The organism is Glycomyces algeriensis, assembly GCF_027622855.1.
Lineage (GTDB): Bacteria > Actinomycetota > Actinomycetes > Mycobacteriales > Micromonosporaceae > Glycomyces > Glycomyces algeriensis.
On the sequence record NZ_JAPZVR010000003.1, the window covers coordinates 163857 to 183726 of the forward strand.

At 71.8% G+C, this 19870-nt stretch carries 12 protein-coding genes; 8 read left to right on the forward strand and 4 right to left on the reverse strand.

Annotated features, from left to right (window positions below):
- Positions 1-377: 377 nt before the first annotated feature.
- Positions 378-7394, reverse strand: coding sequence for a DUF5979 domain-containing protein (locus tag O2L52_RS07015; RefSeq protein WP_270114640.1), 7017 nt, complete (start codon positions 7392-7394; stop codon positions 378-380).
- A 185-nt stretch (positions 7395-7579) separates the two neighbouring features.
- Between O2L52_RS07015 and O2L52_RS07020 the strand changes: the two genes are divergently transcribed.
- Positions 7580-8560, forward strand: a complete 981-nt coding sequence (locus O2L52_RS07020) for a TIGR00341 family protein (protein WP_270114641.1) — start codon at positions 7580-7582, stop codon at positions 8558-8560.
- A 6-nt stretch (positions 8561-8566) separates the two neighbouring features.
- Here the strand turns inward: O2L52_RS07020 and O2L52_RS07025 are convergent, their stop codons facing one another.
- Positions 8567-9205 carry an HAD family hydrolase gene (locus tag O2L52_RS07025; RefSeq protein ID WP_344473101.1) on the reverse strand — a complete coding sequence of 213 codons (639 nt, stop codon included), beginning with the start codon at positions 9203-9205 and terminating at the stop codon, positions 8567-8569.
- Between the two features lie 39 nt (positions 9206-9244).
- On the reverse strand, positions 9245-9952 hold the full coding sequence (locus O2L52_RS07030) for a hypothetical protein (protein WP_270114643.1): 708 nt from the start codon (positions 9950-9952) through the stop codon (positions 9245-9247).
- Positions 9953-10062: 110 nt separating this feature from the next.
- Between O2L52_RS07030 and O2L52_RS07035 the strand changes: the two genes are divergently transcribed.
- Complete coding sequence (locus tag O2L52_RS07035; protein WP_270114644.1) at positions 10063-11211, forward strand: sensor histidine kinase; 1149 nt, start codon at positions 10063-10065, stop codon at positions 11209-11211.
- The gene (locus tag O2L52_RS07040; protein WP_270114645.1) at positions 11208-11897 is read left to right on the forward strand and encodes a response regulator; all 690 of its coding nucleotides are present in this window, start codon (positions 11208-11210) and stop codon (positions 11895-11897) included. The genes O2L52_RS07035 and O2L52_RS07040 overlap by 4 nt, the downstream gene beginning before the upstream one ends.
- Here the strand turns inward: O2L52_RS07040 and aztA are convergent.
- Positions 11840-12559 (reverse strand): zinc ABC transporter ATP-binding protein AztA, encoded by a 720-nt coding sequence (gene aztA, locus O2L52_RS07045; protein ID WP_270114646.1) that lies wholly within the window; start codon positions 12557-12559, stop codon positions 11840-11842. The genes O2L52_RS07040 and aztA overlap by 58 nt on opposite strands.
- Positions 12560-12619: 60 nt before the next feature.
- On the opposite strand from aztA, the gene aztB reads away from it, so the two are divergent.
- The 5 genes from aztB (at position 12620) to O2L52_RS07070 (ending at position 19855) form a co-directional block, all read left to right on the forward strand.
- Positions 12620-13468 carry a zinc ABC transporter permease AztB gene (aztB, locus tag O2L52_RS07050; protein ID WP_270114647.1) on the forward strand — a complete coding sequence of 283 codons (849 nt, stop codon included), beginning with the start codon at positions 12620-12622 and terminating at the stop codon, positions 13466-13468.
- Complete coding sequence (locus O2L52_RS07055; protein WP_270114648.1) at positions 13469-14638, forward strand: YncE family protein; 1170 nt, start codon at positions 13469-13471, stop codon at positions 14636-14638.
- On the forward strand, positions 14632-15555 hold the full coding sequence (aztC, locus tag O2L52_RS07060; RefSeq protein ID WP_270114649.1) for a zinc ABC transporter substrate-binding protein AztC: 924 nt from the start codon (positions 14632-14634) through the stop codon (positions 15553-15555). The genes O2L52_RS07055 and aztC overlap by 7 nt, the downstream gene beginning before the upstream one ends.
- 50 nt (positions 15556-15605) lie before the next feature.
- Positions 15606-16751 carry a zinc metallochaperone AztD gene (gene aztD / locus O2L52_RS07065; protein ID WP_270114650.1) on the forward strand — a complete coding sequence of 382 codons (1146 nt, stop codon included), beginning with the start codon at positions 15606-15608 and terminating at the stop codon, positions 16749-16751.
- A gap of 260 nt (positions 16752-17011) precedes the next feature.
- The gene (locus O2L52_RS07070) at positions 17012-19855 is read left to right on the forward strand and encodes a glycosyl hydrolase family 95 catalytic domain-containing protein (RefSeq protein WP_270114651.1); all 2844 of its coding nucleotides are present in this window, start codon (positions 17012-17014) and stop codon (positions 19853-19855) included.
- The last annotated feature ends 15 nt before the right edge of the window (positions 19856-19870 follow it).

Consider the following 19870-nt stretch of genomic DNA (forward strand, 5'->3'; position numbering starts at 1 on the left):
GGCGTCGCCGCGGGCGCTCGCCGGGGGGCGCGAACCTCCAGATCGTACGGTCCAGACGCGGGGCCGGGCCTGCGTTTCCGCAGTTTCCCCGGCTTCGCTCGGGGCATCCGCGAACCCCCTCCCACCGCTGGAGGGGAAGCAGGGTCCGCCGCGAACATCCCGCCCGGGTCCGATGAGAACCGGGCCCCTGGCGGCTGTGTCACCCGAAAGCGACGATGAGCGCGGCGCGGGGGCCGGCGGGGGGGGGGGGCGGGCCCCCGCCCGGGTGAGTGGGGCGGCGGCGGGGGCGGGGGGGGGGGGGGGGGCCTGGCCCCCCCCACCCCGCCGCGGCGGGGGGCGGGGGCCCGGCGGGCGGGGCCGGCCGCCCCCGGGCCGGTTCAGATGCGGAGGCCGCGGTCGCGGCGGCGGGTGAGCATGATCGCCGCGGCGCCGAGCGCCGCGAGGACCGCCGCCGCCTGCAGCAGGTGGTGGACGGCCGGGCCGGTGACGATCAGCCCGGTCGCGGACCAGGTGTTGGTGACCACGGCCGCGTCGCAGGTGTCCGCGTCGCAGGCGGTCACGGTGAACTCGGCGCCGTCGGTGCCGTTGACCGCGATCGCGGTCGAGCCGGCGCCGCCGTCACCGGGTTCGGTGAGCGTGCACGAGGCCCCGGCCGGCAGGCCGGTGTAGGCGGCCTCGCCGCCGGCCTCGATCTCGCGGGCGGCCCCGCCCGGGATGTCGACCGGGACGGTCGCGCCGTCGGCGTCGCGGACGCAGGCGAGCTCGACCTCGAAGGTCTCGCCTTCGTGGTCGGCCGCACCGGCACCGGCGAGTTCCTTGCGGACCAGGAGGCCGCCGCTGTCGAACCGGTTTGTCACCGTGAGCTCGGCCGTGTCGCGGATCGGGATGGCCGCGGTGTCGCCGCCGTCGAGTCCGCCGGTCACGGTCACCTCGGTGGCGCCGCCGGTCTGCGACTCGGTCGCGGTGCAGACCGCTCCGGTCGGCAGGCCTTCGTAGACCGCGGGTTCGTCCACTGCGAACTCGCGGGTCGCACCGCCGGGGACCGGGACCTCGACGACGCCCTCACCGGTGTCGAACAGGCAGTCGAGCGTGACCGCGAACGGCCCGGCGCCGTACTGGTCGGCACCGTCGCCGGTGACCTCCTTGACCACCCGGAGCGAGCCGGCGGAGAGCACGTTCACCGCGTGCAGCGTCACCGGCGCGTCGGCCCCGACGGTCACCTGGCGGGGCAGGACGATCGCGAAGGTCGCGCCACCCGTGCCGGTCTCCATCGCGGAGCAGGCGGCCCCGGCGGGCAGATCGTCGATCTCGGCCTCCATCGGCTGCGTGCCGCCGAGGACCACTTCGCCCTGCCAGACGGTGCGGGTGCCGGAGGCGTCGTCGAGGGTGCAGAGCACCTGGACCGTGAACGGCCCCGGGGTCACCGGGCCCGTGCCCCCGCCGAAGACGTGCTTGCGCAGCACCAGCTTCCCGGTGTCGAACGTGTTCGTGACGTCGGCCGTGTTGGCGGTCCCGGGGTCGTCCGGTGCGAGGACGACTGCGGCGGCGTTCCCGTCGGTCGTGGCCGGGTCGCCGTCGCCGGCGACGGTGGTGACGGTGGTCGTCGCCGCGCCCTTGGCTTCGGTCTCGGTCACGGTGCACTCGGATCCGGACGGGAGCCCGGTGAACTCGGCCGTCTCGCCATCGGCGAGCTCGGCGGTCATCGGGTCGTCGGGGCCGTACCCGTCCGCGTAGACGGCTTCGCCGAGGAACGTGCAGTCCACTTCGATGCCGAAGGGCCCGTATGTGATCGGGTTGCCGTCCTGGTCGACTGCCGCAGAGTCGACGGTCTTCCCCACGGTCAGGCCGGCCAGCTCGTACGTGTTGACGGCGACGATCGTCTGCGGGTCCTCGTCCTCGCGGACCGCGGTGACCGTGGTGGCCTCGAACGAGGTCGCCCCGTTCGCGTCGTCCTCGGTGACGGTGCACTCGGCGCCGTACGGCAGGTCGGTCACGGTGACGGTCTCCCCGGCCTTCACCGTCTGCACGGCGTCGTCGCCGAGGTCCACATCGTCCTCGACCCGGGTGCCGATCGCCGAGCGGCAGGCCAGATGCAGCGTGAACTCGTCGGGCGCGTAGGCCGCGCCTTCGCCGGCGACCTCCTTCGTGATCCGCAGGTGCCCGGTCGCGAGGGCCACGCCGACGCGCTCGCCCTCGGTCAGCGGCAGCTGCTGCGAGAGCTGCTCGGCCCGTTCGGTCGTGGCGGTCTCACCGCCGACCGAGGCTGAGTTCCAGGCAATCGAGTCCGGGCCCTCGGCGGGCGAATCCGCCGGCGCGGTCATGATGAACTCGAATCCGATCTTCTCGAGCGGCTCGAACGGGTCGCCGTCGGGGAAGTCCGCCTCGTAGCGCAGCGCGGTGATGCTGCGGAGGATCTCCTCGGTGAACGCCGGGCCGCCGGACTGCGGGAACGGCGTCCACGAGCCGGTCGGGCAGACCATGCGCTGGACTTCGGTGCACTGCGCGGCGTCGTCGGTCCAGAAGATCCTGGTCGCGGTCCCGGCCGGGACCGCCGTGGTCAGCCGCGCGGTGCCCTCGAACAGCGGGCGCCACTCGGAACCGCGCGGGTTGTCGTTGATCGCGCCCGTGTCCCCGACCGCCGGGAGCTGGTCGAAGCCGACCACGGTGTCGATGCCCTGGTTGCCGGTGTTCATGGCCTCGAAGCGCCAGAAGTGGTCGCCGCCGGGCTTGAGGATCGGGATGCACGGCGAGACGAAGAATCCGTCCGCGTTCGGCGCGCAGTCCTCCGGATCCACACTGGAGTCGACCGAGAGCTCGCCGAGCTCGTCGTCCACGGCGCGGACCGACTTGGCCGAACGCATCGACGCGGTCGTGGAGACCGTGATCGAGGCGCTGGCCCGGCACTCGCCGGTGGGGGCTTCGAGGGTGCCGGTGCACTCGTCCCAGGGCCGGTCGCCGGTGACGCCCGCGGTGTTCGCCACGACCGTGCCGCCGGCGACGCCCGGCCGGACCATCAGCTGGATGGTGATCGTGTACGTCTGGCCCACTTCGAGAACCGAGCCTTCGGGGAAGGTGAACACAATCTGCTCGACGTCCACGGTGATGTCGGTGGTGACGTCCGCGGCGTCGGTCGGCAGGGCCGGACCGCTCGCCGGGTCGGGCGCCGCGCCCGCGAGCGCGTAAGCGAACGCGCCCTCGCCGCCCGGATGGTCCACCGGGTCGAAGGTCAGCTGCGCGCCGTTCGCATCGGTCGGCATCACATCGGTGATCACCGGGTCCACAATGGCCCGGTCGCCGGTGTTGGTGACCTCGATCGAGTAAGGGAACGAGGTCGCGGGCGGCTTGATGCCGCCGTCGACCGCGCCGTCCGCGAGTTTGACGATCGCGACGCCGTTCACCGCGTGCTTGTAGAGGACGGTGGCCTGAGCGGTGTCGGTGGCGCTCACCGGCGAACCGCCGACCAGGACGGCTCCTTCGACGAGGACGTCCACATTGTTCGTGGCGACCCCCGCGGCGGTCTCGCCCGGCGCGGGGTCGTTCCCCGCGAGGTCGGTGAGGACCGGCCCGCTCGTGCGCAGTGCGTCGCGGCGGGTCAGCTCGATCGGAACGGCCTGCAGCGGGTTGGCCGGGTTCTCCCAGATCGCGCCGTCGGCGCGGGTGAAGGTGAACCGCAGGCCCTGCACGTCGGCCGCGGCCACGCCGTCGGGCAGGGCGAGGCCCGTCCCCGGTTCACCCTCGGTCCAGGAGCCACCGGTCACGGCGACCCCGGAGCCAGTGCCGCTGAAAGTGCCGCCGGTGAAGGCGTCGACCTGCACCCGGTCGATCGGCGCGGCGAACGCGAAGTCGCCGAAGCCGGCGAAGTCGTACTGGTTCCACAGCAGCGGTTCGTCGTCGGTGAGCGTCATCAGGTTCGTGCGGGTCGGCCCGCCGGGCTGCCCGGTGATCGTCATGGTGACCGGGCCGTCCGACGGCTCGGTGATGGTGGCCGGGTCGAAGGACTTCCCGGCGGTGACCGAGATGTCCGTGTCGGTCAGCTCGATCGAGGCGTCGTCGACGGCGGTCGGCGTATCGGTGCCGGTGCCGCCGAGGTCGGCGACCGAGGCCTGGGCGTCGTTCGCGACCGGCGAGTCGGCGGTGGTCACCGCCGCGCCGCCGTCGCGGTGCACGGCCCGCAGCCGCAGGTCCATGACCAGCTCGGCCTGCGCATCGGACTCGATCCGGCCGGTGTGGACCACGCTGATGCCGACGGCGTCGGCCAGGTCGGACTCGCTGAGCGCCAAGGCCTCCTCGACGGTGTACACAGCGGTGCCGCCGCCCGCGGCCGTGATGGTCACGGTCGTGCCGGTCGCGCCTTCGGGCACGGTGATCGCGACGATCTCCTTGAGGTCGAAGACGTCGAACGGCGCGTCGTTCAGCGGGTCGGTGATCGTCAGCGAGTCGACGTCGGCCGCGGTGCGGTTCGTCGCGGTGATCGCGACCCGCCCGGACGGGTAGTCGGCGGGGTCGGTGCCGGTGGGCGGGATGCCGAGCGGTCCACCGGTCCAGTCCTTGGCGATGCCGACGTTGAGCGGGACGTCGATAATGATGACGTCGTCGCCGTCCTCGTCGCGCACGACCTGGTTGCCGTTCGTGTAGCCGGTGGCGCTGGCGGTGTCGTGGACCTGGCCGGGCGATCCGGGCACGTTGTACTCGCGGCTGCCGAGGACCGGGTCCGGGTCGGCCTGCGGGTCGCGCACCTCGTCGCGGATCTGGAAGGTGAGCCGGACGGCGCGGTCGTCGCCGCTGGAGCGGGCGACGCCGTCGCCGACCTGCGGGAGGGTCGGGTCGGTGCCGATGCGGTCGGCGCGGGTGGGGCTCTCGGTGAAGACGAGCCGCACGCCGGTGGTGGAGGCGCGTTCATCGCTGGTGAGCGTGTAGCCCGGGAAGGTGCCGTCGCAGGCGTCCGGGCAGGGGTCGTCGGCGGCGCGGACCCAGGCGGTGCCGTTCCACAGTTCGACGCGGTCGACGGCGTCGTAGGTGAGCCACGGGTCGTCGGCGGCGATGATCGGGTCGATGTCGACCAGGTCGAACGCGTTGAAGAAGGTGTCGCCCACGGGGACCGTCGGGTCGGCCACATCGGACACCACGACCTCGTCGAGGCCGGAGTAGCCGCCGGTGGACCAGTCGAGTTCGGCGTCGATCCGGTCGCCGGAGCGGGCCGTGATGGTCTTGCCCGCGCCGGGTTCGGGTTCGAGGAAGGTCTTCTCGATCAGGTCGCCCTCGCCGGGCGTGACCGGGACGAGGTCGACGGTGGCGCAGGCGTCGTCGCTGGTGGCGGTGACGTCGCCGGCGGAGGCGGCCGAGGAGGCGCAGTCGGTGACGGGCCCGTCGGAGCCCGCCGCGCCACCGGAGCCGTCGCGGTTCTGGTCGCGGAGCGCGGCTTGGAAGTTCGGCTGCACGCCGGTGCCGGGCGCGAAGCCGTCGGGGTCGTAGTAGTCGAACTTGAGGCCCTGGATGTCGTCCTGGAGGTCGGCCGGGATCGGGATGTTCACGACGGCCGCGCCCTGCAGGGCTTCGGCGCCGGGCAGGACCACCCACTGCGTGCCGTCCCAGTAGGAGACGGTGAGGGTCGCGCCCGCGGGGATCGCGGTCTGGGTGATCGCGGTGGCGTTGAAGCTGTTCCAGAACGGGTCGGGATCGGGGTTCGGCGGGACCGCGGTCGGGTCCTGGACGATGAGGTGCGTGGCGTCGGTGGTGGAGGCCGGGAACGGCTCGATCCGCGCGGGGAGTTCGACGATGATCTTCTCGCCCGGCACGGAGTTGATCTCGCTGGGGCTGATGCGCTTGTCCGCGTCGACCGCGAGGCGGGCGGCGAGGGTGGTGAGCGTGTCGGCGGCGGTCGCGGAGCCGGTGTCGTCGCCGTCGGCGACCTCGACGAGGACCTGGTTGCCGTGCACGACCTCCTCTTCGGTCTGGTCGGGGTCGGTGTCCACGGTGAACGGGACGGTGGCCTCGGCTCCGGCGATGATGTCGCCGGTGTAGACGACAGTGAAGCCGATGACCGTCTTGCCGTCCGCGGGTGCGGGGAGCGTGTCCGTCTCAGTGGTGTCGAGCGTTTCGGAGGTCTCGTCGTCGTACTGGTAGGTGACCGAGGCGGCGGTGGCGCCGGCGGGCCAGGCGACGTCGTCGGTGAAGCCGGTGAAGGTGAGCCCGTTCGCGAACGGGTTCGTTGTGGACGGGTCGGGTTCGGTGATGGTCATGGTGTCGACCGCGGTGCCGGCGTTGGTGCCGGTGAGCGTCACCGTGCTCGGATCGCCCGCGGCGACCGGGTCGGGGTCGAAGGATTTCGCGGCGCCGGCGGCGATCTGGAGCGGGATGAGGGTGTAGTCGGCGTCGGCCTCGTCGGTGGCGGTCTCGCCTTCGGCGGTGACCTCGGCGGTGACCGTGTTGTTCACGGCGGTCCGCGCGGTGATGTCCGCGACGGCGTCGGTGTGGACGAGGTCCACTTCGACCTCGGCGGAGGCGTCGGCGGGAAGCGGGTCCCCTGCGGAGTCCGTGAAGGTGAACCGCAGGCCCTTGACCTGGTCGTCGGTGACGCCCGCGGGGAGGGCCGGCGCGGCTCCCGGCGTGCCGTCGACCCAGGCGGTGCCGTTCCAGACGTCGACCTGGACCTGGTCGGCGCCTTCGGGGAAGGTCACGGTGCCGAAGCCGGCGAAGGCGAGGGAGTCGAACGGGTTGGGGTCGGCGGCGGGGTCGGTCGGGTCGGTGAGGACGAGGGAGTCCACTTCGCCGTTCGAGCCGCTGGTGCCGCCGATGGTCATGGTCGTCGCGGTGCCCGGGCGGGCCACGGCCTGGTCCGGGTCGAAGGACTTCGAGGCCTCGACGGCCAGTTGGAGCGGCACTTCCGGGGTGACGTCGACGTAGTCGGGGACCTCATCGGCGTTGGAGGCGTCGAAGGTCGCGGTGTTCCTGACCGGGATGCCGTCGGCCGAGTGGGGCAGGTCCGGGTCGGCGCGGACCTGGATCTGGACCTGGGCGGTGGTGGCCGCGGGCAGGCCCTGGGCTCCGGCGGGGCTCGCCAGCGCGTCGGTGAAGGTGACCGTGACGGTCTGGCCGTCCGCGGCGGCGTCGGCGGAGGCGCCGCTGACCTGCGGGGTGCCCTGGACGATGAACTCGGAGGGGACGACGTCGGTGATCTCGGCGTCGATGCAGCCGGAGCCGAAGGTCGTGCACCCCACAGTGAGGGTGTAGGTGAAGGTCTCTCCGGGTTGGACCGTGGTGGCGGAGGCGGTCTTGGAGAGGCTCAGCGTCGCCGGTTCCTGCGCCGCCGCCGGAGTGGCCGGCATGAGCGTGGAGCACAAGGCCACCGTGAGGGCGACCATGGCGGTCGCCGCCTTTCGTCCGATCGACCGCATGGGGACACCTTCCGCGTCGGTACCGACCACTGTGGCCGCCGGGTCGCGGGCACAGCTCCCGGCACGCTATCACTCACAGTGAGGAACGTGTGCTATTTCAGTGACCGGTGGCGAGTCCCGGCGGCACGGCTCCCGAAACCGGTCCCGGCCGTGCGATGGCGCCCATAATGGACGCGGAGGCGATTATGGGCATTCTGATTCCCTCGAGTCAGCGGCGGACGCTGTCGGAGTTGTACGACCGGATCGATCTCAGCGACGGCGACCGGTCCGCCAAGCGCTCCGCGTACTGGACGATGCTGCTGCTGTCCGGGGTGATCGCGACCGCCGGCGTCATCGGGGACTCGACGGCGACCGTGATCGGCGCGATGATCGTGGCGCCGCTGTCGACGCCGATCCTGGCGATCGGGCTCGGGATCGTGACCGGGCGCCTCTCGCTGGTCGGGCGTTCACTGCTCTATGTGCTGGTGAGCGTGGCGGCCGTGGTCGCGATCGGCTTCCTCATCGCCCTGGTCCTGCCGAACCCCACGAACGTCCTCACCAATTCCCAGGTGGTCGGCCGCGTCTCCCCCACGCTCACCGACCTGGCCGCGGCCATCGCCACGGGCTTCGCCGGATCGATCGCGATCGCGCGGCGGGACGTCGGCGACGTGCTGCCCGGCGTGGCCATCGCGATCTCCCTGGTGCCGCCGCTCGCCGTCGTCGGCGTGTGCCTGGGGTCGGGCGAGCCGGAGCTGGCGCTCGGGGCGCTGGTGCTGTTCGCGTCCAACATGGTGGTCCTCATCATCGCCGCGGTGGTGGTGCTCATGGCCGCGGGGTACGCGCGCGAGTCCGCCGAGTCGCCGAACGCGAAGTGGCGCGGTCGCGCCTATGCGGCGCTCGCCGTCATGCTGCTCGCCGTCGGCATCCCCATGACGCTCAACTCGATCACCGCCGTCTGGGCGAAGGAGGTGCGGACGCTCGCCGAGGACTGGCTCAGCGACACCGCCGAGGCCGAGGTCAGCGACGTCTCGTGGCACGCACACGGCCTGGTCGTCGAGGTGCGGAGTCCGGAGGAGCTGCCCGACATCGCCGAACTGCAGGACGCGGTCGACGCGATCCTGCCGACGGACCCCACGGTCACCGTGGTGCACACCGTGGGCGAGCGGATCAGCAAGGAGACCGGCTGACAGCCGTCAGTCGGCGAGCACGAGGTCCCGCAGCTCGGCCAGTGTGGCGATCCGGTGGCGGGCCTGCGCGAAGTCCTGGTCCTTCGTGAAGTCGTTGTGGACCACCGCGCAGTCGATGCCGGCCGCCACGGCCGACTGCAGGCCCCGGGCCGAGTCCTCCACGACCAGGGCCGCCTCCTTGGTCGCGCCGAAGCGTCGCAGGCCGGTCAGGTACGGCTCCGGGTGCGGCTTGGAGCGCTCGTAGTCGTCCCGGACGAGGACGAACTCCATGAACGACCGGATGCTGCGGTGCTCGTGGATGAGGTCGAAGTCCGCGCGCTTCGCGGTCGTCACGATCGCCATGCGCACGTGCTTCGAGAGGTCGGCGAGCACTTCGGTGACGCCTTCGATCTCGATGGCCTCGGTCCGCAGGTACCCCTGGTAGTACGCGTCGCGGGCCGCCCGCAGCCGGTCGATGGTCGGCTCGTCGACGCCCGCCGCCCGGGCCTGGGTCCAGGTGCCCAGGCCCTGTGCCATGTCGCGGAGGTACCGGTCCTTGTCAAGGGCCACACCGACGTCAGCCAGCGCACGCTCGCCGGCCCGGTAGTACCAGGCCTCGGTGTCCACCAGGACGCCGTCGTGGTCGAAGAGCACGAACGCCTTCACCATCGTGAACCTCTCAGTCGCGGACGCCGGTGCACCAGCCTATCCGAGCGTCCCGGCGAGGGCCATCGCCGCGATCAGTGCGAGCATCCCGGCGGTCCTGCCGATGAGGGTCCGCGGACGCGGGACGGGGCCTTCCCGCAGCACGGCGATCCCCAAGGGCACCAGCGCGATGGCGAGTCCGAGTGCCGCGACGACCGAGAGTGGCGTGGTGCCCTTGAGGACGCCGAGAGGCAGCAAAGCGGCCGAGGCGAGGAGTGCGGCGCGGATCCAGCCGAAGGTCTTCGCGCGGAAGGCGCCGATGGCGAGGACGATCCAGCCGGCCATGATCGCGACCGAGAAGGCGGACATGAGGTGCCAGGCGCCGTAGGCGTCGGCGACCGCGCGCGTCGCCTCGTCGGGGCCACGGTCGGCGGCGAGCTGGAAGGCGAGGTGGTCGGCTCCGGCGTGGAACGCCCGGGCGAACAGGCCGAAGACCGCCATGGCCCCGCCCCACAGCGCCCACTTCGGACGGTGCTGCCCGATGCGTTGGGCGAGTACGAGGACCGCGGGCCAGAGCAGGACGATGCCGGCGAGGAAGCAGCTGTAAGCGGCGGTCATGAGCATCGGATGCTCAGCGTAGGCGCGGAGCTGGTCGGGGAAGAAGAACGGCGTCCCCGCTCGGAGGAGGACGCCGGTGAGCAGGAGGAGTGGGCCGAGGACGAGGGCGGTGCCGCCGAGCCAGCGGCCGGGGAAGCGTGTTTCGGTCATGCCCCAAGGATGGGTCCGGGGAGGGGTCCGCCGCGTCAGCCCGGAGCCTGGGATCGGTCGTCAGACCCAGGTATGACGACTGTTCGGGAACGCGGGGTTATCGTTTGCCGGTGTCCTCTCGCCGCAGCCTCGTCCTGGTCGACGCCGTCGTCGCGCTCGCGGTCGTCGCCGTCTACCTGTCGTTCGCCGCGTACGGCGGCGGTGACGGCACGCCGGTCTTCACGGGCCCGGCCTGGTTGGGGTGGCTGGTCTCCGCGGCCATCGGCCTGCCGATCGCGACGCGGCGCCGGTGGCCGGTGCCGTCCGCGGCGGTCACGCTCGCGGGTTGCGCCGCGGCCGCGCTCCTCGACTTCGCCCGCGAGCCGTTCGTCCCGGCGGGCCTGGTGCTGTACGCGGTCGGCACTGCGGTCGCGCCCCGGCTGTCACGTGTCGTCCTCGCGGCCGCGCTCGCGATCCTGACTGCGAGCCTGTTCATCGGCGTCTACGCGCACACGCCATCCGAGTCGCTGCTGGGAGCACTGGGGTTGACCGGGGCGGTCTGGCTGAGCGCCGGCGGCGGCTGGGCGGCGGGCGTCGCCATGCGGCGCCGCCGTGAGACGCAATTGGCGGAGCAGGCCAGGGACCGGTCGCGGGTGATCGCCGAGGAGCGGTTGCGCATCGCCCGCGAGCTGCACGACATCGTCTCCCACAACCTCAGCCTCATCGCGGTGCAGGCCGGGGTCGCCAACCACCTCGCCGACGAGCAGCCCGAGCGCGCGCGGGAAGCGCTGCGCTCCATCGAATCCACGAGCAAAGGCGCACTGGCCGAGATGCGCAGCGTCCTCACCGTGCTGCGCTCCGGCCCCGTGGAGGACACCGTGCCCGAACCGGCGCCCGGACTCGCCGAGCTCGAGGCCCTGGCCGAGCAGACCCGCGCCGCCGGCGTCGCTGTCGGCCTCCGCGTCGACGTGCGGCGGCCGCTGCCGCCGGGCATCGCCCTCGCGGTGTACCGCATCGTCCAGGAGTCACTGACCAATGTGGTCAAACACGCGGGGCGGGGCCGCTGCGAGGTCGAAGTGCGCGCCGAGGACGGGCGCGTGCACGTCACGGTCACCGACGACGGCGGCCGCGAACCCCGGCAGCGCCACGGCGGACACGGCCTCATCGGCATCCGCGAACGCGTCCTGATGTACGGCGGCACGTTCACCGCCGGGCCCGGCGACGGCGGCGGGTTCACCGTCCGGGCGGTCATGCCGGTCGAGAGCGCGGCCGTCCGATGACCATCCGCGTGCTCATCGCCGACGACCAGGAACTCGTGCGCGCCAGCTTCCGTCTGCTCATCGAATCCGCCGACGACCTCACCGTGGTCGGCGAGGCCGGCTCGGGCGGCGAGGCGCTGGCCCTCGCCTCCACCGCGCGGCCGGACGTGATCGTCATGGACGTGCGGATGCCGGGCATGGACGGTATCGAGGCCACCCGCCGCATCGGCGCCGACCCCGCGCTTTCGCAAGTGCGCGTGCTGATGCTGACCACGTTCGACCTCGACGAGTACGTCTACGCGGCCCTGCGCGCGGGCGCGAGCGGCTTCCTGCTCAAGGACACCTCGCCGGCGGCGCTGCTCACCGGCATCCGCACGGTCGCCTCCGGCGAGGGCATGCTCGCGCCCACGATCACCCGCCGGCTCATCGCATCCTTCAGCCTCCGCCCCGAGCCCGGGCCCGCCCCGGGCCGCCGCCTCGACGCCCTCACCGAGCGCGAACGCGAAGTGCTCGTCCTCATCGCCCGCGGGCTCAGCAACACCGAGCTCGCCGCCGAGCTCTACGTCAGCATGGCGACGGTCAAGACCCACATCAGCCGCCTCCTCGCCAAGCTCCACGCCCGCGACCGCGCCCAACTCGTCATCACCGCCTACGAAACCGGACTGGTCGGCACCGGCCGCTCCCCCGAAGGCGACACGGAGGCCTGACCGCCGCGCCCTTCCCCATGTGGCCCTTGTTCGGTCACGAGCCGGCCGTTCGCCAAGACGATGCGGTGATCGGCGTTCGCGGCGTCTTCGAGGTCGTGGGTGGCGTGTACGACCGTGACGCCTCGGGCGCTCTCCTCAGTGAGCAGGGCGGCGATCTGCTCCTTGGCCTCGGCGTCCAGACCGGTGGCGGGCTCGTCGAGCAGCAGGAGGTCGGACTGCTGCGCGAGCCCTTGGGCCAGCAGGACTCGCTGGCGCTGTCCGCCTGAGAGGGTGCTCAGTCGCCGAGCGGCGAGGGCGGCGACGCCGAGGCGTTCCATGCACCGGTCGGCGACGGCGCGGTCCTCGCGGGTGAGGCGCCGCCATGCGCCCCGGTGGGCCCAGCGGCCCATGGTCACGACCTGCCGGACGGTGATGGGCAGTGCGTCCGGGACCTCGCTGCGCTGGACCACGAGGGCGGCGTTGTGCTGGTGCGCCCGCAGGAGCGACCCCGCCGCCGCCGGATGGGCGCCGGCGAGGAGGCCGAGCAGCGTCGACTTCCCTGAGCCGTTGTGCCCGGTCACCGCGGTGACCTGTTGCGCCGGAATGGAAACGGTGAGGTCGTACAGCACGGTAGTGGCGCCGTGGCGGGCGCTCACCTCGGTCAGCTCGATGGCGTTCGACATGTCGGGGATCACTCTCAAGACGGTTGATAAACGAAAACGATTATCATTATAGTTCCCGCCATGGAATGGTTGACCGATCCCTTCGAGGTCGGCTTCGTAGCGCGGGCGCTGTGGGGCGGGCTGCTCGTCTCCGTGATCTGCGGACTGGCGGGCACCTGGGTCGTGCTGCGCGGCATGGCCTTCATGAGCGACGCGATGGCGCACGGCATGCTCCCCGGCGTCGCGATCGCCTCCCTACTCGGCGGCAGCCTCCTGCTGGGCGCCGCCCTCAGCACGGTCGCGATGACCCTCGGCGTGACGGCGCTTTCGCGCACCTCCCGGCTCTCCCAGGACACCGGCATCGGACTGCTGTTCGTCGGCATGCTCTCGACGGGCGTCATCATCGTGTCCCACTCCCAGTCCTTCGCCGTGGACCTCACCGGGTTCCTGTTCGGCGACGTGCTGGCGGTCCGCGAGACCGACCTCCTGATGCTGGCCGGGGCGCTGGCGTTGGCGCTGCTGCTCACCGTCGCCTTCCACCGCTCCTTCGTGGCGCTGGCGTTCGACCGGCGCAAGGCCGCGACCCTCGGGCTGCGGCCCGGACTGGCCCACGGGCTCATGGTGTCGCTGCTGACCCTGGCGATCGTGGCGTCCTTCCACGTCGTGGGCACGCTGCTCGTCTTCGGCCTGCTGATCGCGCCGCCCGCGGCAATGGCCCTGTGGGCCAACCGGATCCCGGCGATCATGATCGGCGCCGCGCTGATCGGCGGCGCCGCCACCGTCGGCGGGCTGCTCATCTCCTGGCATCTCGGGACGGCCGCCGGGGCGACCATCGCCGCGTTCGCCGTCGCCTGCTTCTTCGTCTCCGTACTGGCCACCCTGGTGCGCGATCGACTCCGGTTCACCGCAACACCGCTGAAAGGACACTGAATGCCGATCGGAACGAGGGCCCGGATGGTCGCCGCCGCCGCCGGATGCGCCTTGCTGGCGAGCTGCTCCAGCGGCTCCGGCACTCCGCCCGCCGAAGCCGAGGCCACCCCGCACGGGTACGTCGAGGGCGCCGAGGAGACCGCCGAAGCGCAATGGCGCCTGGTCATCGCCGAGGCCGGCACGGGCGCGGTCCACCTCCTGGACCCGGTGACCGAGGAGTCCACCGAGATCGCCTCGGTCGACGGCGCGCAGGCCGCGAGCACGGACGGGCGCTTCGCCTACATCACCGGCGCATCGGGCACCCAGGTCGTCGACAGCGGGGTCTGGACCGTCGACCACGGCGACCACGTGCACTACTACAAGACCGAGCCCGGAATGGTCGGAGCGGTCGACGGCACCGGGTTCACGCCGGTCGGCGACCCGGCCGTCACGGTCCTGAACGCCGCCGAGCAGGTGCTGCCGCTCGACCGCGAGGCGCTCGAGGCCGGCGAGATCGCACCGGCCTTCGACCTGCAGGCGCAGGCCGCCCTCACCTACGACCAGCGGCTGCTCGCGGTCGTCGACGGCACGGTCCAGGTGCTGGGCCGCGACGGCGCGCTCGAGGCCGAACTGGCCGAGCCCTGCCCGGAACCGCAGGCGCCCACGGTCACCCGGCGCGGCGCCGTCTTCGCCTGCGAGGACGGGGCCCTGCTGGTCAGCGGCGAGGCGGAGCTGACCGCGGAGAAGATCCCGTTCCCCGACAGCACTCTCAACAGCGGCGGCATCGACGGCGGCTTCCACCAGCGCCCCGGCACCGCCCTGCTGGCCGCCCGCAGCCGGACCGGCGCGGTGCTGGTGCTGGATCTCAAAGAGCGGCAGTGGCGGGAGCTCGACGTCCCCGATGCGGTCGCCGTGAGCGCGACCGGCGAGGACTCCCCCGTCCTGGTGCTCACCGAGGACGGCGTGCTGCACTCCTTCGACCCCGCCACCGGCGGTGAACTCGCCCGGGTCGCGTTGACGCAGGCCGTTGACGGCACTGTGCCGACGATCCAGGTCGACACCGCCCGCGCCTACGTCAACGATCCGGGCGGTACGGCCGTCCACGAGATCGACTACCGGGACGACCTGCGCCTGGCACGCACCTTCGACCTGGACTTCCAGCCCGATTTCATGGTGGAGACGGGATGGTAGGCCCCACCGGGCGCGCCCTCGCGGCCTTGACCCTGGTCGCCGCCGCCGCACTGTCAGGTTGCGCCGCATTCGAATCCGAGCGGTCCGGCATCGTCGTCACCACCAACCTCCTGGGCGACATCACCCGCAGCATCGTGGGCGACGAGGCCGAGGTGACGGTGCTGATGGGGGCGAACGCCGACCCGCACTCCTTCGGCGTCTCCGCGCAGCAGGCCGCCTCGCTCGAGCAGGCCGAACTGCTGGTACACAATGGACTGGGATTGGAAGAGGGCGTCCTCGGCCATGTCGAGGCGGCCGTGGCGAGCGGCGTGCCCGACCTGGCCGTGGGCGAGCACGTCGACCCGATCGACTACACCGCCGACGAGAGCGCCGGAGAGCCCGATCCGCACTTCTGGACCGACCCCGTGCGCGTCAGCGACGCCGTGGACGTCATCGCGGACAAGGTGATCGAGCAGGTCCCCGGGGTCGACGCCGAGCAGGTCCGCGCCAACGCCGACGCGTACCGGGCGCAGGTCGACGACCTGCACGCGGACGCCACCGAGCTGTTCGCCCGGATCCCGCCGGAGCACCGCAAGCTCGTCACCAACCACCACGTCTTCGGATACCTGGCGCAGCGCTACGACTTCGCGATCATCGGCGCGGTCATCCCCAGCGGCACCACGCTCGCCTCGCCCAGCGGCTCCGACCTGAAGGACCTCGCCGACGCCGTCGCCGAATCGGGCGTCCCCGTGGTGTTCGCAGACTCCTCGCAGCCCGACCGGCTCGTCCAGGCCATGGCCGAGGAGGCCGGTGTGGACATCGAGGTCGTGCCGCTGTTCACCGAATCGCTCACCGAACCCGGCGAAGGCGCCGGGACCTACCTGGAGATGACCCGGAGCAACGCCGAGGCCATCGCCGCAGGACTCGGCGCGGAGTAGCGACTCCGCGCCGCGCAAGACCCCGTTCCCGTCAACAGAAAGCAATGCGCATGAGAATCCGTACCCTGGCGGTACCGTCCTTCCTGGCCACCGGGCTGCTGCTCGCCGGCTGCTCCGCCCCCGCCGAAGAGGCCTCCGAAGAGGCGCCCGTCGAAGTCGCCGACCCGGTCGTCGTCACCTACGACGGCGGCATCTACGTCCTCGACGGCACGACCCTCGAAGTGAAGGCGGACCTCCCCCTGGAGGGCTTCAACCGCCTCAACCCCGCCGGCGACGACCGCCACGTCCTCGTCTCGACCGCTGACGGGTTCCGCATCATGGACGCGGTGGCGGCCGAACTGACCGACGACGAGTTCGCCGCCCCCGAACCCGGCCACGCGGTCAACCACGCCGGCGTCACCGCGCTGTTCTCGGACGGCGCCGGTGAAGTCACCGTCTTCGATCCTGACGACCTGGGCGACGGCCTGCCGGAGGCCGAGACCTACACGGCCGAGCAGCCGCACCACGGCGTCGCCGTGCAGCTCGAGAACGGCGAACTCCTCGTGACCCTCGGCGACGCGGAGACCCGCTCCGGCATCAAGGTCCTCGACGCCGACCGCAACGAGATCACCCGCAGCGAGGACTGCCCCGGCGTGCACGGCGAGTCCGCCGGGCTGAACGAGGCGGTCGTCGTCGGCTGCGAGAACGGCGTCCTCATCTACCGCGACGGGGTCATCACCAAGGTCTCCAGCCCTGACGCCTACGGCCGCATCGGCAATTCGCGCGGGCACGAGGAGTCCCCGTTCATCCTCGGCGACTACAAGGTCGACCCCGAGGCCGAACTCGAACGCCCCGAACGGGTCTCGATCATCGACACCGAGACCGGCGAGCTCAGGCTGCTCGACGTGGGGACCAGCTACAGCTTCCGCTCGCTGGCCCGCGGGCCGGAGGGCGAGGGCCTGCTGCTGGGCACCGACGGGGCGCTCCACGTCATCGACATGGCGAACGCCGCGGTCGTCGAGTCCTTCCCGGTGGTCGACGCCTGGGAGGAGCCGCTCGAATGGCAGGAGGCCCGCCCGTCCGTGTTCGTCCGCGGCGGCACCGCTTACGTGAACGACCCGACCGCCTCGAAGATCTACTCGGTGGACATCGCGACCGGCGAGGTCACCGCCGAAGCGGACCTGCCGAAGCCGGCCAACGAGATGACCGGGGTCTGACAGCGCGCCTGAAAGCACGCGTGATGACGCGATGAGCGACCCGGCCGCCGCCCGCTTCCTAGGGAAGCAGGCGGCGGCCGTTCGCCGTGTCCATGCAGGTCCGAGGCTCATTGATCGGATGATTCCCTCCCGCACCGCCTTCACATCCGACCCCATACGGCTCTATATGTACATACTTGACTACAAAGATCCAACCTATATAGACTGTCTTCGATATTCAGCCTTTGGCCGCGCTCGCGACCACCCCTCGGAGGATCGACATGGCAGCGCTGCGGCGACGACAGGTGATGAAGTACGGAGCGGCAAGCGCTCTAGCGGCCCCGCTGCAGTGGGCCGCCCCCGGCACCGCCTCGGCGGCCGCGCGACCCGCTGGCGACCTGTCCCTGTGGTACGACGAGCAGGCGGGCACCGACTGGCTGCGCGCCCTCCCCGTGGGCAACGGCCGCCTCGGCGCGATGGTGTTCGGCAACAGCGGTACGGAACGCCTGCAGCTCAACGAGGACACCGTCTGGGCGGGCGGCCCGCACGACTACAGCAACACCGCGGGGGCGAACTCCCTCCAGCAGATCCGGCAGCTGGTCTTCGCCGACCAGTGGGGCCAGGCGCAGGACCTCATCAACCAGACCATGCTCGGCAAACCCGCCGGGCAGCTCGCCTACCAGCCCGTAGGCGACCTCAATCTCGCCTTCCCCGGCATCGGCGGGACCTCCGAGTACGAGCGGTGGCTCGACCTCACCACCGCCGCCACCGGCGTCAGCTACCTCGCGAACGGCGTGCGCTACCAGCGCGAGGTCATCGCCACGGCCCCCGACCAGGTCATCGCCGTCCGCCTCACTGCGGGCACCGCGGGCCGGATCTCGTTCACCGCCTCGTTCAACACCCCGCAGCGCGCGACCAAGTCCAGCCCCGACTCCCGGACCATCGCCCTCGACGGGAGATCGGGCGACCAGCGGGGCATCCCGGGCGCGGTCAGATTCCTCGCGCTGGCGCGGGCCGTCGCCGAAGGGGGCAGTACCTCTTCCTCCGGCGGCAGCCTCCAGGTGACGAACGCGAACGCCGTGACACTGCTGGTCTCGATCGGCACGAGCTATGTGGACTACCAGAACGCGAACGGCGACTACCAGGGAGCCGCCTGGAACCGCCTCAACGCCGCCGGGAACCGCTCGTACGCCGACCTCCGGGCCCGGCACGCGGCCGACTACCGGGAGCTGTTCGACCGCACCGTGATCGACCTCGGCCGCACCGCGGCCGCCGACCAGACGACCGACACCCGCATCTCCCAGCACGGTTCGGGCACCGATCCCCAGTTCTCGGCCCTGCTGTTCCAGTACGGCCGCTACCTGCTCATCTCCTCCTCGCGGCCCGGCACCCAGCCGGCGAACCTGCAGGGCATCTGGAACGACTCGCTGACCCCGTCATGGGAGTCGAAGTACACGCTCAACGCCAACCTGCCGATGAACTACTGGCCGGCCGACTCCACCAACCTGGCCGAGTGCTTCGAGCCGGTCTTCGACATGATCGAGGACCTCACGGAGACCGGCGCCCGCACCGCCGACGTCCAGTACGGCGCGGGCGGCTGGGTCGCGCACCACAACACCGACGGCTGGCGCGGGTCCTCAGTGGTCGACGACGCCCGCTGGGGCATGTGGCCCACCGGCGGCGCCTGGCTGGCGACCATGATCTGGGACCACTACCGGTTCACCGGCGACCGCGGTTTCCTCGAGGCGAACTACCCGGCCATGAAGGGCGCGGCGCAGTTCTTCCTGGAGACCCTGGTCGAGCACCCGAGCCTGGGCTGGCTGGTGACCAACCCGTCGAACTCGCCGGAGATGCTGCACCACAACGACGCCACGGTCTGCGCCGGGCCCACCATGGACAATCAGATCTTGCGGGACCTCTTCAACGGGTGCGCGAGCGCCAGTGAGGTCCTCGGCATCGACGCGGACTTCCGGACCCAGGTCCGGGCGGCGCGCGACCGGCTGGCCCCCATGCGGGTCGGCTCGCGCGGCAACATCATGGAGTACCTGCACGACTGGATCGAGACCGACCCGCAGCACCGGCACGTCTCGCACCTCTACGGCCTGCACCCGAGCAACCAGATCACCAAGCGCGGCACCCCGCAGCTGTTCACGGCCGCCCGCCGGACCCTGGAGCTGCGCGGCGACGCGGGCACCGGCTGGTCCCTCGCCTGGAAGATCAACTACTGGGCGCGCCTGGAGGAGGGAACGCGGGCGCACGACCTGATCCGCCAGCTCGTGACGCCGGAACGGCTCGCGCCCAACATGTTCGACCTCCATCCGCCGTTCCAGATCGACGGGAACTTCGGCGCGACCTCGGGGATCGCCGAGATGCTGCTCCAGAGCCACAACGGCGAACTGCACCTGCTGCCCGCGCTGCCGGCCGCCTGGCCCGCCGGGTCCGTGTCCGGCCTGCGCGGGCGCGGCGGGCACACCATCGGCGCCACCTGGAGCGGCGGCACGATCGACGACCTGACCGTCAGGCCCGACCGCACCGGCGCCGTCAAGGTCCGCAGCCGCATGTTCACCGGCGACTACGAGCTTGTCGACGAGTCGAACGGCGCGGTGATCGTGCCGCGCGAGCCCGAGGGCGACGTGATCGAGTTCGACGCCCAGGCCGGCCGCACCTACCGGGCGACCGCGCTCGGCGGCGGATCAGCGGTCGAGCCCGGCGTGAACTACCGCCTGGTGGCGCAGCACAGCGGGAAGGCCGCCGATGTCAACGGCGCGTCCACCGCGGCCGGTGCGACGGCGATCCAGTGGGCGATCCACAGCGGCGCCAACCAGCAGTTCGACTTCGTTGACGCCGGAGGCGGGTACTGGCGCATCAGGGCCCGGCACTCCGGGCTGGTGCTCCAGGTGTCCGGCATCGGGACCGGCGCCGACATCACCCAGCAGGCGTCTTCGGGTGCGACGACCCAGCAGTGGCAGGTCACCGACCACGGCGGCGGCATCGTCAGCCTCGTCAACCGCGCCAGCGGCCTGGCACTCGACGTCTGGAGCGCCTCCACTGCGGACGGCGCCCGCCTCTCCCAATGGAACTACACCGGCAGCAGCAACCAGCGCTTCGAACTCCGGCGCGCTTAAGCCCCCAAGGAGACC